The organism is Nitrososphaerota archaeon, assembly GCA_016872055.1.
Taxonomy (GTDB): Archaea; Thermoproteota; Nitrososphaeria; order Nitrososphaerales; family Nitrosopumilaceae; genus Nitrosotenuis.
Genome location: VHBH01000010.1, coordinates 1 through 19,514, shown reverse-complemented (window position 1 = coordinate 19,514; position 19,514 = coordinate 1). Strand labels below are relative to the sequence as shown.

22 protein-coding genes and 4 tRNA genes are annotated in these 19,514 nt (G+C 42.3%); 13 read left to right on the top strand and 13 right to left on the bottom strand.

The window, feature by feature from the left end; translation table 11 throughout:
- Positions 1–55: 55 nt before the first annotated feature.
- Positions 56–1,009, bottom strand: a complete 954-nt coding sequence (locus FJ354_06250; protein ID MBM3906257.1) for a replication factor C small subunit — start codon at positions 1,007–1,009, stop codon at positions 56–58.
- Between the two features lie 119 nt (positions 1,010–1,128).
- Between FJ354_06250 and FJ354_06245 the strand changes: the two genes are divergently transcribed.
- Genes FJ354_06245 through FJ354_06225 form a run of 5 tightly spaced genes read left to right on the top strand, consistent with a single transcriptional unit; the run spans position 1,129 to position 7,074 of the window.
- A complete protein-coding gene (locus FJ354_06245; GenBank protein ID MBM3906256.1) occupies positions 1,129–1,641 on the top strand; it encodes a DNA replication complex GINS family protein in 513 nt (170 codons plus the stop codon).
- Complete coding sequence (locus FJ354_06240) at positions 1,638–3,713, top strand: minichromosome maintenance protein MCM (GenBank protein ID MBM3906255.1); 2,076 nt, start codon at positions 1,638–1,640, stop codon at positions 3,711–3,713. The genes FJ354_06245 and FJ354_06240 overlap by 4 nt, the downstream gene beginning before the upstream one ends.
- Entirely contained in the window at positions 3,710–5,836 is a 2,127-nt protein-coding gene (locus tag FJ354_06235; GenBank protein MBM3906254.1) for a DEAD/DEAH box helicase, read from the top strand. Before FJ354_06240 ends, FJ354_06235 begins: the two co-directional genes overlap by 4 nt.
- Positions 5,837–6,853 carry a UDP-N-acetylglucosamine-1-phosphate transferase gene (locus tag FJ354_06230; GenBank protein ID MBM3906253.1) on the top strand — a complete coding sequence of 339 codons (1,017 nt, stop codon included), beginning with the start codon at positions 5,837–5,839 and terminating at the stop codon, positions 6,851–6,853.
- A gap of 20 nt (positions 6,854–6,873) precedes the next feature.
- Positions 6,874–7,074 carry a hypothetical protein gene (locus tag FJ354_06225; protein ID MBM3906252.1) on the top strand — a complete coding sequence of 67 codons (201 nt, stop codon included), beginning with the start codon at positions 6,874–6,876 and terminating at the stop codon, positions 7,072–7,074.
- Here FJ354_06225 and FJ354_06220 read toward each other — a convergent pair.
- The 7 genes from FJ354_06220 to FJ354_06190 all read right to left on the bottom strand — a co-directional run bounded on the left by FJ354_06220 (position 7,071) and on the right by FJ354_06190 (position 11,285).
- Complete coding sequence (locus FJ354_06220; protein ID MBM3906251.1) at positions 7,071–7,544, bottom strand: N-acetyltransferase; 474 nt, start codon at positions 7,542–7,544, stop codon at positions 7,071–7,073. The two genes, FJ354_06225 and FJ354_06220, sit on opposite strands and share 4 nt — an antisense overlap.
- Position 7,545: 1 nt before the next feature.
- The gene (locus tag FJ354_06215) at positions 7,546–7,815 is read right to left on the bottom strand and encodes a Trm112 family protein (GenBank protein ID MBM3906250.1); all 270 of its coding nucleotides are present in this window, start codon (positions 7,813–7,815) and stop codon (positions 7,546–7,548) included.
- Complete coding sequence (locus FJ354_06210; protein MBM3906249.1) at positions 7,812–8,747, bottom strand: Gfo/Idh/MocA family oxidoreductase; 936 nt, start codon at positions 8,745–8,747, stop codon at positions 7,812–7,814. The genes FJ354_06215 and FJ354_06210 overlap by 4 nt, the downstream gene beginning before the upstream one ends.
- Before the next feature lies 1 nt (position 8,748).
- Positions 8,749–9,666, bottom strand: coding sequence for a branched-chain amino acid transaminase (locus tag FJ354_06205; protein ID MBM3906248.1), 918 nt, complete (start codon positions 9,664–9,666; stop codon positions 8,749–8,751).
- 26 nt (positions 9,667–9,692) lie between these two features.
- Complete coding sequence (locus FJ354_06200; protein ID MBM3906247.1) at positions 9,693–10,295, bottom strand: hypothetical protein; 603 nt, start codon at positions 10,293–10,295, stop codon at positions 9,693–9,695.
- A gap of 37 nt (positions 10,296–10,332) precedes the next feature.
- Positions 10,333–10,406, bottom strand: a tRNA-Pro gene (locus tag FJ354_06195).
- A 36-nt stretch (positions 10,407–10,442) separates the two neighbouring features.
- The gene (locus tag FJ354_06190; GenBank protein MBM3906246.1) at positions 10,443–11,285 is read right to left on the bottom strand and encodes a ferredoxin--NADP reductase; all 843 of its coding nucleotides are present in this window, start codon (positions 11,283–11,285) and stop codon (positions 10,443–10,445) included.
- Positions 11,286–11,404: 119 nt separating this feature from the next.
- On the opposite strand from FJ354_06190, the gene FJ354_06185 reads away from it, so the two are divergent.
- Positions 11,405–11,478, top strand: a tRNA-Ala gene (locus tag FJ354_06185).
- 1 nt (position 11,479) lies between these two features.
- Here FJ354_06185 and FJ354_06180 read toward each other — a convergent pair.
- Entirely contained in the window at positions 11,480–12,028 is a 549-nt protein-coding gene (locus FJ354_06180; protein ID MBM3906245.1) for a HEAT repeat domain-containing protein, read from the bottom strand.
- Positions 12,029–12,125: 97 nt separating this feature from the next.
- Here FJ354_06180 and FJ354_06175 point away from each other — a divergent pair, with 97 nt between their 5' ends.
- Positions 12,126–12,410, top strand: coding sequence for a DNA-binding protein (locus FJ354_06175; protein MBM3906244.1), 285 nt, complete (start codon positions 12,126–12,128; stop codon positions 12,408–12,410).
- Positions 12,411–12,436: 26 nt separating this feature from the next.
- Here the strand turns inward: FJ354_06175 and FJ354_06170 are convergent, their stop codons facing one another.
- Complete coding sequence (locus FJ354_06170; GenBank protein ID MBM3906243.1) at positions 12,437–13,276, bottom strand: isocitrate lyase/PEP mutase family protein; 840 nt, start codon at positions 13,274–13,276, stop codon at positions 12,437–12,439.
- 233 nt (positions 13,277–13,509) lie between these two features.
- A complete protein-coding gene (locus FJ354_06165) occupies positions 13,510–14,016 on the bottom strand; it encodes a PadR family transcriptional regulator (protein MBM3906242.1) in 507 nt (168 codons plus the stop codon).
- Between the two features lie 137 nt (positions 14,017–14,153).
- Between FJ354_06165 and FJ354_06160 the strand changes: the two genes are divergently transcribed.
- The 4 genes from FJ354_06160 to FJ354_06145 are packed head-to-tail and all read left to right on the top strand — an operon-like array spanning position 14,154 to position 17,411.
- Positions 14,154–15,866: a succinate dehydrogenase/fumarate reductase flavoprotein subunit gene (locus FJ354_06160; protein MBM3906241.1), complete on the top strand. Its 1,713-nt coding sequence runs from the start codon at positions 14,154–14,156 to the stop codon at positions 15,864–15,866.
- The gene (locus FJ354_06155) at positions 15,866–16,297 is read left to right on the top strand and encodes a succinate dehydrogenase (protein ID MBM3906240.1); all 432 of its coding nucleotides are present in this window, start codon (positions 15,866–15,868) and stop codon (positions 16,295–16,297) included. The genes FJ354_06160 and FJ354_06155 overlap by 1 nt, the downstream gene beginning before the upstream one ends.
- A gap of 1 nt (position 16,298) precedes the next feature.
- A complete protein-coding gene (locus tag FJ354_06150) occupies positions 16,299–16,646 on the top strand; it encodes a succinate dehydrogenase (protein MBM3906239.1) in 348 nt (115 codons plus the stop codon).
- Entirely contained in the window at positions 16,647–17,411 is a 765-nt protein-coding gene (locus tag FJ354_06145; GenBank protein MBM3906238.1) for a succinate dehydrogenase/fumarate reductase iron-sulfur subunit, read from the top strand.
- Between the two features lies 1 nt (position 17,412).
- Here FJ354_06145 and FJ354_06140 read toward each other — a convergent pair whose 3' ends face one another.
- On the bottom strand, positions 17,413–17,736 hold the full coding sequence (locus tag FJ354_06140; protein MBM3906237.1) for an iron-sulfur cluster assembly protein: 324 nt from the start codon (positions 17,734–17,736) through the stop codon (positions 17,413–17,415).
- A 51-nt stretch (positions 17,737–17,787) separates the two neighbouring features.
- Here FJ354_06140 and argH point away from each other — a divergent pair, with 51 nt between their 5' ends.
- Positions 17,788–19,248 carry an argininosuccinate lyase gene (gene argH / locus FJ354_06135; protein MBM3906236.1) on the top strand — a complete coding sequence of 487 codons (1,461 nt, stop codon included), beginning with the start codon at positions 17,788–17,790 and terminating at the stop codon, positions 19,246–19,248.
- Here the strand turns inward: argH and FJ354_06130 are convergent.
- Positions 19,249–19,322: transfer RNA gene (locus FJ354_06130), tRNA-Lys, on the bottom strand. It abuts the gene before it with no gap.
- A gap of 98 nt (positions 19,323–19,420) precedes the next feature.
- On the opposite strand from FJ354_06130, the gene FJ354_06125 reads away from it, so the two are divergent.
- Positions 19,421–19,495: transfer RNA gene (locus FJ354_06125), tRNA-Asp, on the top strand.
- Positions 19,496–19,514 lie beyond the last annotated feature (19 nt).

Here is a 19,514-nt window from a genome sequence, read left to right as displayed (position 1 = left end):
GCCTTGAGAGCCTGTGTGCGCAAGCATTCGGGGGTTCAAATCCCTCTCTCTGCGCTTATTTTCTAAATTTGCTCAGCTCTGCTAAAAGTGCAGAAAGTTGGATTTCTGGGTTTGCACCAGACAAAATTCTGTAATCATATTTTGCAATTGCCTCTGAAATTTCAACTAGGTTTGCCTGTTTTGTTCTGTATACTGCTTCATTAATGTATTTCAGAAAGTCAGATTCCGACATACCGTAGACCTTGATGAGTTCAATCATCTTGTTTCTCGCATCTGTAATTTTGCCTGCAATTGCCATCTTGAGTACTTCGTCTACGTCTTTGGTCTTGGTAAGGCCTGCCGACACCTTGACGTTTTCTTCGGATATTGCGCCAAGGCTTGCAGTTGCCTGCATCAGGTTGATTGCATGTCTGAGGTCGCCTTCTGTATAGTCGTAGATTGCCTTCAGGCCGTCTTCATCTGCCTTGACTTTTTCCTTTTTTGCGATGTCCTTTATGTGAGAAATCACGTCATTTTCAGAGATTCTGGTAAACTTGAATACAGCACATCTGCTCTGGATTGGCTCTATTATCTTGGAGATATTATTTGCAATTAGGATGAATCTACATAATTTTGAGGCGTCCTCTATGATTCTACGCAAGGCAGTCTGAGCGTCCGACGTCATCTCGTCTGCCTCATCCAAAATTATGATCTTAAATGGAATGTTTGAATCAAGACCTGCAAATTTGGAGAATTTCTTTACTCTCTCTCTGACCATGTTGATTCCGCGCTCATCAGATGCGTTCAATTCCAATGTGTATTCCTTCCAACCTTCACCCAGGATTTGCCTACACAAGCATAGTGCAAGTGTTGTCTTGCCTACTCCTGCAGATCCGGAAAATAACAAATGTGGAATCTCTGTGACATTTTTTAGCAATGAAGTCAGACTTCCAACAATTTCTTTTTGGTTTACCAAATCCGTGATTTTTTGCGGGCGGTATTTTTCAACCCACATTATGGAATCCGACATTGTTAAACCCTAGATTGCATTATTAATAAATGACGCCTGAGGATCAAATGATCAAAGCTATTTGTAAACACATTTGATCGATCGTATCCATTAAATCCTTGAATCAAGTTTGATAACCATTGAAAATAAACGAGCTTTTGCAAGTATACACCCTAGGTTATCAAATAGAAGACGTAAAGACAGTCATTAATCACGACTTTAAGATCGACGTCTCTGGAGTCACAATCTCTGGCAAGCAGGGCGAAGTAATCAACATGCCGCGCTGGATCGCCCAAACATTGGAATCCGACTCTCATGCGGAAATCCAGGAATCCGACATGGGAATAGAAATAACCCAGTCAATTTCCAAGGAAAACTTCCAAGGCGAAGAGCTATCGCACCTAGAGCCAGACTTTTACATCAAAGTTAGAGGTTACATGGCAAGACAGTCAGAAAAAGAACATGACAAGCTAGAATCCCTGCTAAACACCCTTATCAGAAAAAGACTCGGTAAGCTAATCCCTAGAGCAAACTCCATGGAACTAACTACAGACCTGGCAAAAAAACTCTCAATTGAGGAGCGCTCCTTATACAATACCATTCACAACAACAGTGCCGACTTTATGAAACAGATTTTTGGTGAAAAACAATGACGCTTGAAACCCAATCTCGCAGCGCAACTATAGATCAAGTCCAGCACTTTCTCTCCTCGTTTAAGGACAAGTCAGGACAATTCCACTACGTAGAAGAAATCGACCAAATGATGGCTAAACAGGCAAAATACATCGTAGTTGACTATAATGACATAGTATCACACAAGGAAATCGAGGTCAAGTTCAACATTGAGCCAGACGAGATTCTCTATGCGTTTTCTCGTGCAATTAAAAATATTCTAGAAGAAAGATTTCCAGATTATGCGGCAAAAATCTCGGATGATATTAGAGTAAGAGTTGCAAACTATCCGATTCAGCGCAGCCTCAGACAAATCAATGCCGAAGTAATTGGTAAGATGACAAGCGTCTCAGGCATGGTTGTTCGCTCGTCAGAAGTAAAACCGCTTGCGCGAAATGTAGTCTACAAATGCCCGGAAGGACACATCACAGAGGTCCCATTAGAGCGAGGCCTCAGCATTTACACGCCAAGCAAGTGCTCATCAGAAAAATGCTCACACCGAGATATTCGAATTGATCCAGAAAACAGCAAGTTCATCGACTTTCAAATCGTAAGGCTGCAAGAGCTTCCAGAAGATCTTCCTCCAGGACAGCTACCGCATTACATTGATGTTACAATAAAGCAAGACCTTGTGGACAATGCGCGCCCCGGCGACAGAATCATCCTTACTGGAATTGTTAGAATAGAACAAGAGCAAATCACCGGAACTCGAGTAAACAGCGGACTGCACCGACTACGAATTGAAGGAAACAATGTTGAATTTCTGGGAGGAAGGGGAGGCAAAAACTCGAGGCGCTCAGAGAGAGAAGAGATATCACCAGAAGAGGAAAAAATAATTAAATCCCTTGCCCAAAATGCCGACATTTACGATAGACTGATCAACTCGTTTGCTCCACACATTCAGGGCCACGCAATAATCAAAGAATCAATTTTGCTTTTGATGGTTGGCTCTACCCAAAGAATAATGGGAGACGGTACAAAAATACGAGGCGACATTAACGTATTTTTGGTCGGAGACCCCGGTACTGCAAAATCTGAAATGCTCAAGTTTTGTGCAAGACTTGCACCAAGAGGACTATACACATCAGGTAGAGGTTCAACAGCTGCAGGACTCACTGCAGCCGTGGTTCGTGACAAAACTGGAATAATGATGCTAGAGGCAGGAGCTGTTGTGTTGGGCGACCAAGGTCTAGTCTGCATTGATGAATTTGATAAAATGAAGCCCGAAGACAGAAGCGCACTGCACGAAGTAATGGAACAACAATCCGCAAGTATTGCAAAGGGAGGAATCGTGGCTACACTCAACGCTCGAACCTCAATTCTGGCTGCGGCAAACCCAATGTTTGGAAAATACGATCCATTCAAAAATATTACAGAAAATGTTGCATTACCAATTCCATTATTGACAAGATTTGATTTGATCTTTGTCGTCCGAGATATACCTTCAAAGGAAAAAGACCGAAACATTGCACAGCACATCATAGGTTTACACAAAAAATCCGCAACCGATACAAGATCACTAATTGATGCAGACATTTTCACAAAATACCTAGCATATTGTAAAAGATCAGATCCGACGCTAACACCAGAAGCAGAGGAAAAAATTCTTGAATATTATCTAAAGATGAGAAATGTAGAATCTGAGGAAATGATCACAGTGACACCAAGACAACTCGGTGGATTGATCAGACTTGCAACTGCAAGAGCAAGACTACTAATGAAGGACCAAGTAGAGGCAGAGGACGCAGAGCGCGCAATATTTCTAATCCAAAGCATGCTGGAAGACGCGGGCGTTGATGTAAACACCGGCAAAGTAGACCTTGGCGTACTGCAAGGAAGACCACACAGCGAGGTATCAAAACTACAGCTATTCATGGATGTGCTAAAATCACTTGAAGGCGACAGCAAGACCCCGGTTGAGGAAAAGCTTTTTGCCAAGGAGCTAACCAAAACGGGCAAATTCACAGAAGAAGAGGCAAGGAACTTTATTCGAAGAATGCTGCGAGAAGCATCAATTTATGAATCCAAGCCTGGCCACTATAATCGTGTATGAAAATAGAAGATCTTGGACTGGCATCTTCTGCACAGGCATTATTTGTTGAACAGAAAATAACAAAGCTGTACCCTCCACAGGCAGATGCCGTCAAGGCTGGCTTGCTTGAGGGCAAAAATATCTTGGTTGCCGCGCCCACCGCAAGTGGAAAAACCCTCATAGCGATGCTTGCGATGATGCAGTTTTTGAGCACAAATGAGGGTAAAGTTGTCTATCTTACACCTCTTCGAGCCCTAGCATCAGAAAAGTTCACAGAATTCAAAAAAATGGAAAAAATCGATCTTGGAAGAAAGATCACAGCAGCTATATCAACTGGAGATTTTGACTCCGTGGATAAGGAATCTGAAAAAGCCGACATAATTGTTCTGACAAATGAAAAAATGGACTCGATAATCCGTCATGGAACAGACTGGGTCGACAAAATAGGTCTAGTCATTGCAGATGAAGTCCATTTGATAGGTGACAAGGACCGCGGGCCAACACTGGAAATAGTGTTAACAAAGCTCAAAGAGCTGCACACAAAACCACAACTTGTAGGACTGTCTGCAACAATTACCAATTCCGATGAAATTGCAGAATGGCTTGGCTGCAAGCTAGTATCTAGCGATTGGCGACCGGTTCCGCTAACAGAAGGCGTCTTTGATGGAGGTACTGTGCAATGGAATAACGGCGATCTTGATGAAATAGAGACAAGCATCAGAGGTCCGCCAATAGATCTGTGCCTCGACACAATAAAAAAAGGCGGACAATCTCTCGTCTTTGCAGAAACTCGAACTCGTTCTGCATCCTTGGCAACAAAAGGCTCTGACGCTGTTCTAAAATTTTTATCAGAGGATGAAAAAAAATACCTAGAACAAGTTTCACAAAAAATCCTCAACAATAACGAGCACACTGATTTGATCAAAACACTGTCTGCATTGCTCAAAAAAGGAGTAGGATTCCATCATGCAGGACTAAATCAAAACTGCAGAGAAATAGTCGAAACAGAGTTCCGGGCAGGAAACATCAAGCTTTTAGCGTCAACTCCGACGCTTGCAGCAGGCGTAAATTTGCCTGCAAGACGTGTTGTAATATCTAGCGTTGTAAGATATGATGTAAAAGCAGGCGCAAACAAGCCAATAAGCGTTCTTGAATACAAGCAATTATGCGGACGTGCAGGCAGACCACAATACGACAAGTTCGGTGAAGCAATAATTGTTGGAAACGCAAATGCATCCGATCTGGCACAATACTACATCAATGGAACTCCAGAACCAATAGAATCTCAGCTTGCAGAAGACAAGGCGTTAAGAATTCACATATTGAGTCATATCGTTTCTAATCCTGGAATCAAAGGAGAAGAACTATTCGAGTTTTTCCAAAAAACATTAGCGGGACTGCAGACAAGAGCAAACACACTAAAGTTTTCAATAGAGATAGCAAAAAAATTCCTTATTCGCGAAAACCTGATTGTGCAAAAGGTAGAAAGATTTGCAGCAACTGAATTTGGCAAAAAAGTATCAATGCTGTATATTGATCCAATTACCGCGATTCACTTTAGGCGAGGGCTAGAGTCAGTATCTGAAGAAAAAAAACATACACTTGGATTTTTACATCTAGTTACTAGTAGCGAAGAGTTCTTTCCCAAGTTTTCTCTTCGCAACAAAGACTTTGAAACACTTGGAACTCTGATTGAGAATAATTCGTCTGAGTTAATTGAGCAGATTTCAGAATATGACTGCAACCGAAGTCTTTTGGCTCTATACTCCTGGATTTCGGAATCATCCGAGATTCATCTATCAGATAATCTAGGAATAGAGTCTGGCGACATGCATAGGATGGCCGAAACTACCGACTGGCTCGTTTATTGCTTGTATGAGCTTGCCAAGCTGATAGATCGAGCTGATCTCCTTGAGGAGATATCGGTATTGCGCAAAAGAATCTCTTATGGAATCAAAGAAGAACTAGTAGATTTGGTTCAAATTCGTGGTATTGGACGTGTCCGCGCACGAAAATTGTACGTCCATGGCATAAAATCCATAGAAGATTTGCAAAAGATTCCAGTCAGTAAGCTGGCCGAGATTGATAAAATCGGCCCAACCATTGCAGATAATATTAAATCTCAACTCAAAAAAGTGAGATAATTGCAAGAGTTTATCATTGCAGCAGTGGTTGCATCGGCAATTGCATTTTTTGTTGTTTTTGGTATGGTTCCACCGCTCATCAAAGCCCTGAATAGAAAAAGCTGGGCAGTCAAGGATGTAAACAGGGTTGGAGGCGCAATGGTGCCGAGGCCGGGCGGGCCTGCAATACTTGCAGGAATAATTACAGCCGAAATATCACTCTATTTTCTATTGCCACAGGAAAAAATCATCACCAGAGGAATTACTGCTCTTTTAATCACGACGTCCGCGGCATTTGTAATTGGATTTATTGACGATAGGCGAGTCATGGGTGGATGGTTCAAACCCCTCGCACTTGTGGGTGCAGCCATTCCAATTATCGCACTTGGTGCATATGAGCCAAATCTGGCATTTCCGCTCTTTGGGGAGGTAAAAATCCCAGCGTTATACCTGGGCCTGATAATATTCATGATCCCAATTACTGGAAACACAATAAACTCTATTGATGTGATGAATGGTATCGCAAGCGGATTTATGATGATTGCGTCTTTTTCACTTGCAGTTGTACTATTTATCATGCAAAATTATTCCGTCGCAATAATGACACTCCCCATTGCATTTACATCGCTTGCATTCTTTAGGTATCATAGATTTCCAGCCAAAATATTTCCAGGAGACTCGGGGGCTCTAACGCTCGGTGCTGCATATGGTGTAATAGCGATTGTGGGCAGAGTCGAGGTTATTGCGGCAATTGCACTTTTGCCTGCCATAATCAATTCTTTCCTATTTTTATCAAGCGTAAAGAAAATTGTAGAGCACAGACAGATTAAAGGACCTACTACACACACAGAGGACTACAAAATAACTGCTACAAAGGAACTGGATGCGCCAGTCACACTAGTAAGGCTGATTGTGGCGGCAAAACCCTTAACAGAAAAGGAAATCGGCTTTGTAGTATTTAGGCTAGCGATATTTTCGGGAATCTTGGCAATAATTACTGCATTTGCATCAGGAGTTGTAGTTTGGCCCAGCTCTTGATTTTTACTTTCATTGGCATTATGTGGATTCTGATACTTGCAGGCGGAGGCATTCTTGTTACCCTAGTTTCAAAAATTTCAATTTCTGGCTATGGAGAACAAATGGACTTTTTTGTCGCGTCTCTGATCAAAGCGGCAATTGCTCTACTCTTGGTTGCGTTCTGGGTAATTTTGCTATCAAAGCTGAAAAACAAAATATTTCAAAAACAGATCAATACCTAGGCCTTCCATTGGGCCTGCTTTTTGTCGTATTCTGATCTACTGTACTTTATCTTGGCTGGCACACCGGCCACTACTGTATTGTCCGGCACGTCTTTTGTCACTACTGCACCCATTGCAACTACACTGTTTTTTCCAATTGTGACTCCTGCCTTTATGACTGCGCGAGAGCCAATCACTGCGCCATCCTTTATTGTGACTCCTACCATTTTCTGGCTTGGAGGATATGGGTCGTTAGTTAGTGCAGCCGCCGGACCAATGAATACGTTCTTGCCTATTCTTGATAGCGGCGGAATGTAGACTTGGCCTTCGATCATGGTGTTATCGCCAATCTCAACATTATAGTCGACATGGGCAAGTGAGCCAATCTTGACATTATCACCTAGTATGGTGTTGTCTCCAACATATGCAAAATGCCAAATCTTGACGTTTTTGCCTACCTTTGCCTTATCAGAAACGAAATTAGTTACCAAACTATAGGTGCCATGGATTTGCGTCTTTAATTATTTTTTGAGGCAGATTTTGCTTGTTTTTTTCCAAAAAGTCTATGTCCTGCTTTTTGTTTCGGAGCTCATCAGGCAGCATTATTGGTATTTCTTCTATTATTGGATAGAATCTCGCGCATTTTGAGCAAAACAGTGCACCTTCTATTATGACTTCTTGTTTTGATTTTGTCTCGTGTAATTCCAGTGGAAATTGTTTGTCAATTGGACACACTAGCATTTCCATCATTTTTTTGTTCATTTTAAATCGATATACACTGGAACTCCTTTCTGGCTGGATAATAATGCTGCCTCTGCTATTTTGGTCACATTTACCGCCTCTTCTGCTCTGACTCGCGGGGCATTCTTTGACTCTAGTGCATCCAAGAAGCTCTTTATTTCAAGGGTCAGCGGTTCTTGTTTTTCATTTCTTGGGGTTTCAGAGCCTTGGTCTTTTTCTATTTTGACTTCTTGTGTGATAAAATCCCCAGAGATTATTCCCTCGGTACACACTGCATTAAAGTGCCTGACGCGCGACGGTGTTATCCAGTTTGATGATATTACAGCTATTTTGTTGTCTTTGAAGCCAAGCATGATTGTTGCAAAATCTTCATGTTCATGTCGTATCTTGCCGGACCTTGCAAATACCACCTGTGGCACATCGTCAAAGAGATACATTGCAGTGTCAATGTCATGTACTGACGTATCGTATATGATACCAACATCCTTGATGTGAAGTGGCATTCTATTTTCCCTGTGAAACTCTAGCATTATCAAATCACCGTACTTTCTTGATTTTACAAATTCCTTTACTGTCTGTACTGCTGGGTTGAATCGCTCAATGTATCCACAGGTAAGTGTGACGCCATTTTTTTTGGCAAGCTCTGCAAGCTTGAGGCCCTCTTCGGACTTGTATGTCATTGGCTTTTCCACGAAGACTGATTTTTTCTTTTGAATTATTTTTGATGCAATATCGAAATGCGTAACTGTTGGAGTGCAGACAAAAACCGCGTTAATCTGCTCTGATTCCAGCATTGTGTCTAGCGAGGTATAGTAGTTTACGTTGTATTTCTGACCGGTTTCCCTTGCCCTAATTTGGTCCGCGTCGCATACTGCAACTAAGGCGCCAAGCTGGGACAAAACGCGGGCATGGTTTTTGCCCCATCCTCCAACTCCTATTTGTGCTACTTTCAAGCTAATACACAGGGCTTAGCCAGCTGGAATATTTGTCGTTTTTTGCAGCAACTATATCCAAATACGTCGAAACAATTTCTTTTGTGATGTTCCCTGGTTTGCCAGTGCTGATTTTTTTACCATCTATACTAATAACAGGAGTTATCTCTGCGGCAGTTCCTGTGAGAAACATTTCGTCTGCCAAATACGCTTCCCCCCGCGTGATTGTCTTTTCTTTTGTGGAATAGCCAAGATCTTCGGCAATTTTTAACACAGAATCTCGTGTTATTCCCTCAAGTGCGGAGGATTCCAGCGGTGGCGTAATGAGTGTGTTATTTTTTACAATGAAAATGTTCTCGCCAGGGGCTTCACTTAGATTAGAATTCAAATCGAGCAATACTGCCTCATCATATCCATTTCTTTTGCATTCCTGTGTTGCCAAAATAGAGTTTAGATAGTTTCCACCCATCTTTGCCAGGGGTGGGGTTGACTGGTCGCTGAACTTGCGCCACGAAGAAATTCCTACACTGATTCCATTTTTGTCAAAGAGGTCTCCAAAAGGAAACATGAATGCAGCAACATGTGTTGGAGCACTCTCATTTACGTGAAGATTGATTCCGTATTGGCCAACAAAATAGAAAGGCCTGATGTAGCAGGATCTTCTCATGTTGTTTTTCTTGCATAATTGTATTAATGCATCAATTATTTGCTCATTTGAGAATTTCAGAGAAATAGAATAGAATTTTCCAGACTGTCTGAACCGCTTGATGTGGTCTTCTAATCTGAAAATGTACAAATTTTTTGAATTCCAATATGCGCGAATTCCTTCAAAGATTGACGTGCCGTAGTGTATAGCATGTGTTGTGATTGGCACGTTTGCCTTGCTTAGCGGAATAAATTTACCATCAAACCAGACAACTTTGGAAATGTCAAATTTCATAGTGTGATTTTTGCAATGGCATTAATCTATCTTGTCTTGAGGCCGGCCTTTGGGAATTTCATTCCTGCAACTCTGGTAGTCATGTCTTCAGAATTTGCGTATTTTTCAACAATGGTCCAGTTTTCCTCAATTATCTTAGCTACTGGCTCTGGAACATCACTTCTCCAGTCTGTCTTTTTTCCATTTGTGGATTCGTACAGTTTGTCCTTGACTGAGGATGCCGACAGTAACCTGCGTGCGCCCACCCGTGGATTAAGTCTGTATGCCTTGAGCATTAGGCCTTCGGTTTTATCGCCAGTGTATGTGAAATAGTCGCCCGCTATTCCGTCTAGGATTTGTGAGCGTAGCTTCCATGAATATGGTGACAAGACAGGTGGAAAATATCGGTAAAACGGGGCATGAAACGTATAGTTTGAGGATATCTCAATAGAGTCGCCATACACCGAAAGCAGCATCTTCTTTCGAATATCATAGCTAAATGGAAAACTCTTGCTGTTTATCTCAACACCGCCATCCAAAAAGACGACTGGCATCACTATCACTTTATCTTCTTTTTTTAGATCATTTATGATTTCTACGTGTGCGTTGGTCAGCGGATTTAGGTGTGCAAGGTAAATTGCAACGGTCAAGCGAATTTGGTATTTTTTGGTACTATTTCAATGAATGTGGGGACGATGGGACTTGAACCCATGATCTCCAGCGCCCGAGGCTGGCAGTATACCAAGCTAACCTACGTCCCCGAATTTGGGACTGAACTTAACAATATTACCTTTGAGTTATCCGTAAGACTCGTACTTTACTTCAAAGCTTCCATCTGGGCGCTTTTGTCTCTCAGTGACAAATCCCTGGGCACCAAGAAAGTCCATACAACCGTCGATGGTTCCCTGCCATCCACAAATGTAAAACATTGTGTTTTGCGGGGTCACTTTCTCACCAATCATCTTCTCTAGGGCTGATGGCTCGCCGTTTTGTGACCTTAGGAATGTTTCCACTCTGCCCACCTGCCCACTCCAAGAACGGTTGAACCATTCTTGTGGTCTGCTGATTGCTGCACGATATCTAAAATTCCACTTGTCGCGGCCTTTGTCGACGCTCTCCATTTCGAGATTGGTAAAGAGTTCCTTGTAGCTGAGCTCATCCACATAACTTGCTCCATGCAAAACAACAATTTCGCGCTTGTCACCTACTGCGCGCAAATGTTGTGCAAAGCTGACAAATGGAGCAATACCAGTTCCGCCTCCAAGGCAAACAATTCTTCGCTCATCTTTTTGTCCGCTTGAAAGCATGTTGTTAATTAGTAATGCCGCGCCTGTTGGTTTAATCCAAGTTACCTCATCACCTTCCTTTGCATTGAACAGCTGTGTGGTCAGTCGTCCTGGAAGTGGCTTTTTTACCCATCTAATCACAAGCTCGATGTATTTTTTGTTCTCAGGATTTGATGCAATGGAATATGCTCGTCGGATTACTTTTCCCTCACTTGGAACATTCATTCCAATTGTTAGGAATTGGCCAGCCTTGTAATCTGGAATTATTCCGTCATTTGGGACAAGACGAAAAACCGCCAAATCTTCTTTTAGTAATTGAATATAAGTAATGGTTGCTTTGGTTTCTATTACCACATCAACGCCTTTCTTCTGACGGTTAAATATTTTATGTTATATGATAATCAAATTTCTTTTTCCAGCTAAACGTTAATAATCGATCTGAAAACTTCAAAGGCGAACCAGTTTGGTTTTGTGGGCCGGTCGTCTAGACTGGTAGGATACGCCCTTGGCATGGGTGAGATCGAGGGTTCAAATCCCTCCCGGTCCACTTACAGATTATTTCTGGCAAGAACTAACAGACTGCCGATCTCCGGATCGTCATCATGAGTTATGTTCTCTAATCTCATCAGCAAAGTCTTGTCGCCTATGTCGATTGCCGATTTTATTGCGCTCTTTTTTACTTCCAAGTTAGGATCATCGAGGCATTTTTGAATTACCGATATGGCTTCTGCCGCCCTGAGAAATCCTAGTGCACCAACTGCACAGGAACGTACCATAGCACTATTGTCTTCAGTAAGCTGAATTATTTTAGATACTGCCACCATATCTTTCCTATTTGCCAATACCAGAGCACAATATCCCCGAATGTTCTTGCTTTGGCTTTTCAGATTCGCAAGCAAAACCTCGGAAATGTCATTGTCATTTAAAAGCAGGGTGCTAAATGCCTCACCCCTTAATTCAATGTCTTCTTCATCAAATATGGAAATTATGGAGTGCAAAATCTCTGCATTGGTAGAATCTGATAGTGATTCTAGCGCAATGATTTTGTCTTCCTTTGAGTTTGACTGCATGACTTTATTGAACTGCTCCGAATCCATCATATGCGTATTAAAGATGCAAGCAAATAAGAAATTTTTGAATTGATAGCAATAATTTTGTTTTTAGCTTTAAATTATCGATATTTGATAATAACTCATGTCCGAAAACAGAGACGTAATTTTCATTGGCAAGAAGCCATTGATGGCGTATGTAACATCTACGCTAATTCAGTTGGCTAATCTTCCATCAGTGCATATCAAGGCTAGAGGACTAAGCATTGGACGCGCTGTAGATGTTGCACAAATCATCTCACGCAAAACAGAAAATGCTGGATACTCAATTGGCCAAATCAAGATAGGCTCTGAACAACTAGAATCCAAAGACGGCAAGTCACGAAACGTATCCACAATAGAGATCGAAGTAAAGAGAAACACATCTTAATCGTTTCTTTACTTGGACTTTTTTATTTATCCACTTTTGTAACGGTTTTCCATATTTCGAAATTTTGCTAGTTCTACAATATCGTTGAATTGATCAAAGGTAACTACATTTTTCGCCAGTCTTTTTGTCGTGCCTGACTTTTTTAACTCCTTGAGAATTGCAAGTGAGGCAAATGTATTGGCATAAAGAACCGAAAGAGGATACAGGATTATCTTAAAGCCCATTTTGTGCAGTTCCTTGGCAGACAGTACCGGTGTAGCGCCACCCTCTATCATGTTTGCAACAAGTGGTGCGTTGATCTCTTTGCCAATTCTTTTGATCTCGTCAATTGATCTTGGAGCCTCTACAAAGACAGCATCTGCTCCGATTTTTTTATAGTATTTTGCGCGCTCTATTGCATCATCTAGGCCTCTGGTTGCCCGAGCATCTGTCCTTGCAACAATGATAAAGTCCTTGTTTCTTTTGGCGTCAACTGCAGCTTGGAGTTTTTCTGCATATTCTTCTTTTTCAATCACTTCTTTTCCCGCCATATGACCACATCGCTTGGGCCATCTCTGGTCTTCTAGAAATATTCCTGCAGCGCCTGCAGACTGTAATTCGTTTACCAGCTTCCACACAGACAATGCATTACCATAACCAGTGTCGGAATCAACTATTACCGGAACTGAGACTGCCCTGCAAATTCTCCTTGCGTTCTCTGTGGTCTCAGTAGCTCCTATGAATCCATAATCCGGCATTCCAAATAATGTGGCAGATGTGCCGTATCCAGTTTGGAACATTGCCTCAAAACCAACTTTTTGAGCTATTTTTGCACCAATTGCGTCATAAACACCAGGAATCACAAGAGGTTTTGACGGATCATTGATGAGCTGTTTGAGGGTCTTCAACAAAAAACATGGTTGACTTTGTTATTTATGAATAGCTACATTTGATCCATATTTGCAAAAATACCTCACTTCCACTAAAACACCTGTAAAAAAAGACCCGCTGCAAAACGCGGAGTAACGTAATGACTATGAAAAGGTCACTCGAAATAATTTGCGGTTGGATGCGTATCTACACACACTGCAGACATGCTAAGAAACATGGGTCTGGCTTCCTAGTCGATTTTAATCTCTTTTCCCGGCTTTGATTCCTGGGCGTCAAGCTTTTGCAGCTCGCTTTGAAGGAATTTTCTGTACTTTGACATTTCGTCTTTGGTCATCTTGGAGACATTAGATGATAGCAATGTGCCCATCATATTCATTCGCTCAATTAGGTCCATTGCGACAAATCTTCCAACGTTTTTGACTCGCATTAGGACATCCAGCTGATTTTTTATCACTTGGTTTATCTTTTCTAGGTCTTCGGATGTTGCCTTGCCCTTTTTTGTTATCTGATATTTTCCGTCCTTTGTCTCCTCAATTAGTCCTTCGTCTAGCAACCTTCCCAAAAGAGGATAAATCAATCCCGGTGATGGCTTCCACATTCCCTCGCTTTGCGCTTCTGCTGAATTGATGATCTCTTTACCTGTATGCGGCTTTGTGGACAATAGTTCCAAAATGTAATGCCTAGAAAATCCCCGAGGAATTGAGCTTCCTACCCGCTGAAACCATTCTGATGCCATCACTAGTGATATCACTAGTGATAAATATAAGGATTGTGAACAAATTTTGATTGTGGTAAATTAACATATCCTGATGCTAATTCATCTAATTTTCTTTTGAATACGTATTTATCCGATTTTTGGAGATTCAATAGTAGATGGCTGATTCTATTGAATATGATATGATTATTGTTGGATCGGGTATTGCAGGTCTTCGCGCGGCAATAGAAGCGGCAAAGACAAGCTCGAATCTAAAGATAGGAGTCATATCAAAAGTTCAGGTAATGCGTTCTCACTCGGTTTCTGCTGAGGGTGGAACAGCTGCAGCACTGTTTGAAGAGGAAGGAGACAGTATTGAATCTCATATCTATGATACCGTTAAAGGAAGCGATTTTTTGGCAGACCAAGATGTTGCAGAGCGACTCTGCAGGGAAATGCCAAGACAGGTCTACCAGATGGAGCATTGGGGGATGCCATGGTCTAGAAGAAAGGACGGACGAATTGCGCAAAGGGCCTTTGGTGGATACAGCTTCCCACGCGCTACGTTTGCCTCAGACAAGGTTGGCTTTTTTGAAATGCAGACACTCTATGATACTTGTCTGAAATTTGATAATATTTCATTTCTCAATGAATGGTTTGTCACTTCAATAATTCATGATGGTCAGCAATTCATGGGAGTTACAGCAATAGAGTTGTCAAGTGGTACATTTTACACAATTCGGGCAAAGGCAATGATAATTGCAACAGGAGGAGCGGGAAGAATTTACTCATTTTCTACATATGCGTTTTCTTCAACACCTGATGGTTTGGACATGGCGTACAGGGCAGGCCTTGCATTAAAAGACATGGAATTTGTCCAGTTTCATCCAACCGGAATCCTACCATCTGGAATTTTAATCACAGAAGCAGCTAGAGGAGAAGGCGGCTACCTGCTTAACAATGATGGTGAGCGATTCATGACGCGATACGCTCCAAGCAAGATGGAGCTTGCACCTCGTGATATAGTATCAAGATCAATTATGAGTGAAATCCGTGAGGGACGCGGATTCAAGCACGAAACAGGGGTTGACTGCATGAAGTTAGACCTACGACATATTGGCGACGAAGCAATCAAGGAAAAACTGGGTGCAATACGAGAAATATCAATCAAGTTCTCTGGAATAGATCCGTCACAGGAACCCCTTGACATCAGACCAGTATGTCACTACATGATGGGTGGAATCCACACAAACATCGACGGTGCAACAGAACTCAAGGGAGTCTGGGCTGCAGGCGAAGCTGCATGCAGTTCCGTCCATGGAGCAAACAGACTTGGAGCAAACTCTACGTCTGAATGTATTGTTTGGGGCAAGATCACGGGAAAAAATGCAGCAGAATATGCACTAAACACAAAGACCTCATCGCAATTTCCGCATCAACTAGTTACACTGGAAGAAAAAAGAATCTATGACGGAATATTTCGCGGACATGGTGAATACAACCCATATGAAATACGACAAGAGCTTACTGATACAATGAATGATAAGGCATACGTATACAGAACAGAATCCGATCTGGTCGAAGGACTCAAAAAACTACGCGAACTAAAGGCTAGGACCTGGAAACACGTCGACGACAAGGCAAAGGAATACAACACAAACTTTTCCAACGTAATGGAGCTCGACTCAATGTTCCGAGTGGCTGAGGTAGTGCTAATTGGCGCAATCAATAGGCGCGAATCTCGTGGAGCCCATGCAAGACTGGACTATCCAACCAGAGATGATGTAAACTTTTTACACCACACACTTGCTTACTATGATCCAAAAGAGCCAATAATGAAAAAGCACCCAGTAACCATAACTAGATACCAGCCAGTGGAGAGAAAATACTAATGAAGCGAAACGAAAATCGTGAGGGAATCAAAGGCATGGCAAACCCAGGCCGATACGGCATAGAGCGCTTTGCCTATTGGCTGATGAGACTCACGGGTCTTGGACTCTTGGCATTTTTTGTTGGGCACATCTATGAAACAAGCAAGATTCTCAATGGCAAGACCGCTTGGGAAAACATGTTGGCTAGTACATCAACCACGGAAGGACATGTGTTTCTGACACTGGTAATTGGCATGTGTGTGTACCACACTGCAAACGGAATTCGATTAATGCTAGGTCACAGCGGATATGGAGTTGGAAAGCCGGCACGACCTGACTATCCGTATACTCCGGCATCCCAAAACAACATGCACAAGCTTTGCATTTATGCATCGATTGGGTTGGCAGCACTTGCAATGATGTATGGAATATCGGTACTATTTGGTGAGTAAAATGCGAGAAAGCACGATAATGAAAATTCACTATGGGACAGCCCTTGGCGCTGTAGTGTTAGTCGCAGTACATGTTTTGTTTCGAGTCACTATGATGAACTATGAAGATTCACTTGCATACGAGAACGTCCTTGCAAACTACAAGTTTCTTCCATATGCAATAATGTTGGAGCTGATATTGGTGTTAATATCAGTACATGGATTCAATGGACTGCGTGTTATACTATTAGAGCTAAAACAGGGACGAACATACGAAAAAGCAGTAACGTACGGATGTATTGCTGCAATGGCAGGACTAATAGCATATGGTTCAAGGACTATATTGATCACGAGCATGGGGATTACATAAATGAGCAAAACAGCAATAGCCGAAGAACAATCATCGACTGAGGTCTCCTCATCGAAGATAGTAACACTGCGCATTGCAAAATTTAATCCGGAACACGATTCCGGTCAGCAGTATGTTGATTTCAAAGTGCCGTATGAGAGATGGACTACAGTTCTGGATGCAATACTTGATGTCAAAAAGCACCTGGATCACTCTGTGGCAGTGCGATATTCCTGCAGGCAGGCATCTTGCGGTTCTTGCGGTATGAAGATAAACGGTAGGCCAAAGCTTGCGTGCTTTACAAAAATCTCGGAGCTAAACTCTGATGTTGTGACTGTCGAGCCAATGAGTAACTATCCTATTGTCAGGGACTTGGTGGTAGAAATGGACAAAATGTTTGCAAACCACAAAAAAATGCAGCCATATGTAATACGAGAAGACTCGGAGATAACTACACCAACCAAGGAATTCAACCAGACTCCAGAGCAGCTAGAAGAATACATCCAGTTTGCAAACTGCATCAAGTGCGGACTGTGCAATTCCGCGTGTCCCACGATGGCAATGGACTCGTCATTTTTGGGTCCTCAGGCGCTAGGCCAGGCATACAGATACGTTGCAGATAATCGCGACAAAGGAAAGAACTCTAGGCTCAAAATAATCGATGATTCCCATGGAATATGGAGATGCCACTTTGCTGGTTCTTGCAGCCAGGTCTGTCCAAAGGGAGTAGATCCAGCGATGGGAATTCAACTGTTGCGTGGATATTTGTTGGGATTTAGAAAATAAACTAGGCTGCCTTTTTTGGGTTTGGGCTGTTGTTTACCTGATTGTTGATTGCCTCTGCCATGAAATGATTTGAGACGTTTACCTTGACATCGTCTACCCCGTCGAGCTTTAGCAGATGATCGTGAATGTCTTGGCATATTTTGAATCCAAAGACTGCAGGGCAAAACGGACTGGTAAGATGCAAGTCCACTTTGACTGCGGAACCTGAAATGTCGACATTGTCTACTAGCTCCAGATCAGTAATTGATGTGTTTATTTCTGGATCAACTATTCCGGATAACTCGTCAAAGATTTTTCTTCTGAGCTCTTGTAGGTCTTGTGACATAAACGACAAATCATCTATGCTATATATAACCATTATAACCTCTAGTTGGGAATGTATCGGTCTAGACTGGACAAGAACCTGGACAAGCACACACTGGATTATGTCTCGTCAATTTCTGATGATTCTGAAATTGCAATCTATGATATCATTGGCAGCCAAGCTCACTCGATAATGTTGTATGAAAATAAAATTCTCAACAAATCCGAAGTAAAAAAAATTCTTACCGCACTTGAAAAGCTGAAAAAAGAAAATCTATCTGGTAAGTCTTCTGCCGAAGACATTCATGAGTTAATCGAAACTCTGGTCATACAAAGGACAGGCCTTGCTGTAGGCGGCAAAATGCATACTGCACGCTCTAGAAACGACCAAGTTGCTCTGGATTTACGCATGAAAATACGAGATGACATCAATACTATTTGTAATTGCGTTTTGGATATGGTGGAAACACTGGTCATGCTGGCAGAAAAACACACAACCACTGCAATGCCTTTGTACACTCACTTGCAACAGGCACAGATTGGCACATTTTCGCATTTTTTGACATCATATGCTGATGCATTACTGCGTGATTTTGAGCGATTCTATGACACATTTGGGCGAGTCAACCATTCTCCATTAGGTGCAGGACCTGTAGGTGGGACATCATTGCCAATTAATCGAAACAGCACTGCTAGGATGCTTGGCTTTTCTGGAATAGTGGAAAACTCGATTGATGCCACATCAAATCGGGATGTTGTTGCTGAATATGTAGGACATGTTGCCATACTTATGACAAATCTGTCTAGAATGGCAGAAGATCTAGTAATTTGGTCTACGTCGGAATTTTCATTTGTGGAGTTGTCTGATCAGTTTTCGTCGCCATCCAGTGTCATGCCGCAAAAGAAAAACCCTGATATCTTGGAGCTAACGCGTGGAAAGACAGCGCGAGTAATTGGAAATCTGGTTGCCATACTTTCTAATCTCAAGGGACTGGCTTCTGGATATGGCCGAGACTTGCAAGAGATCAAGCCGTCTGTATTTTTGAGCTCGCGTACTGCAATATCTGCACTTGTGGTACTCAACTCCATGTTTGCAACACTCAAGGTAAACAAGCAAAAGATGAACCAAATAGCAGATTCGGGGTATCTGGCAGCGCTGGATATTGCAGAGGCCTTGGTAAAGGAAGGACTGCCGTTTAGGACAGCACACAAAATTGTTGGAAAGCTAGTCCAAATTGCACATGAATCCAAAATCTCGTTATCCGAGCTTACTGCGTCTGAGGTGGCAAGGTCTGTCTCAGTTGGGGAATTTGACGCCAAAAAACTAGGTAAAATCATCTCCTCAATTAATGCCCAATCATCACTTCAGAACAGGTCTTCTCTTGGTTCTGCCGGAATAGCAGAACAAAAGCGACTGATTGCAAAGCGCAAGTCCACAATACGACAATACCAGAAAAATGTGGCAAGGCGCAGTACTCTAATAACATCTGCAATCGAAAAACTGTCTACCAAAGTTAGAATACTATGTAAGTAGCGGGTTCGCGGGGATTCGGACCCCGGACAGCCGGATTAAAAGTCCGGTACTCTACCTGGCTGAGCTACGAACCCTTCGCAAATTCTCAAAACCGTGTCTAATTTAGTCTTTGGCTAAAGAGATCCTCTAAGATGATAACTTTAAAAAAGGAAAATCTTTGATCAAAATTCAAGCCCTTGTAGTATAGCCCGGTCTAGAATTCGGCCCTGTCACGGCTGAGACGCGTGTTCAAATCCCGCCAAGGGCGCTTAATCCTTTTCTTTAAT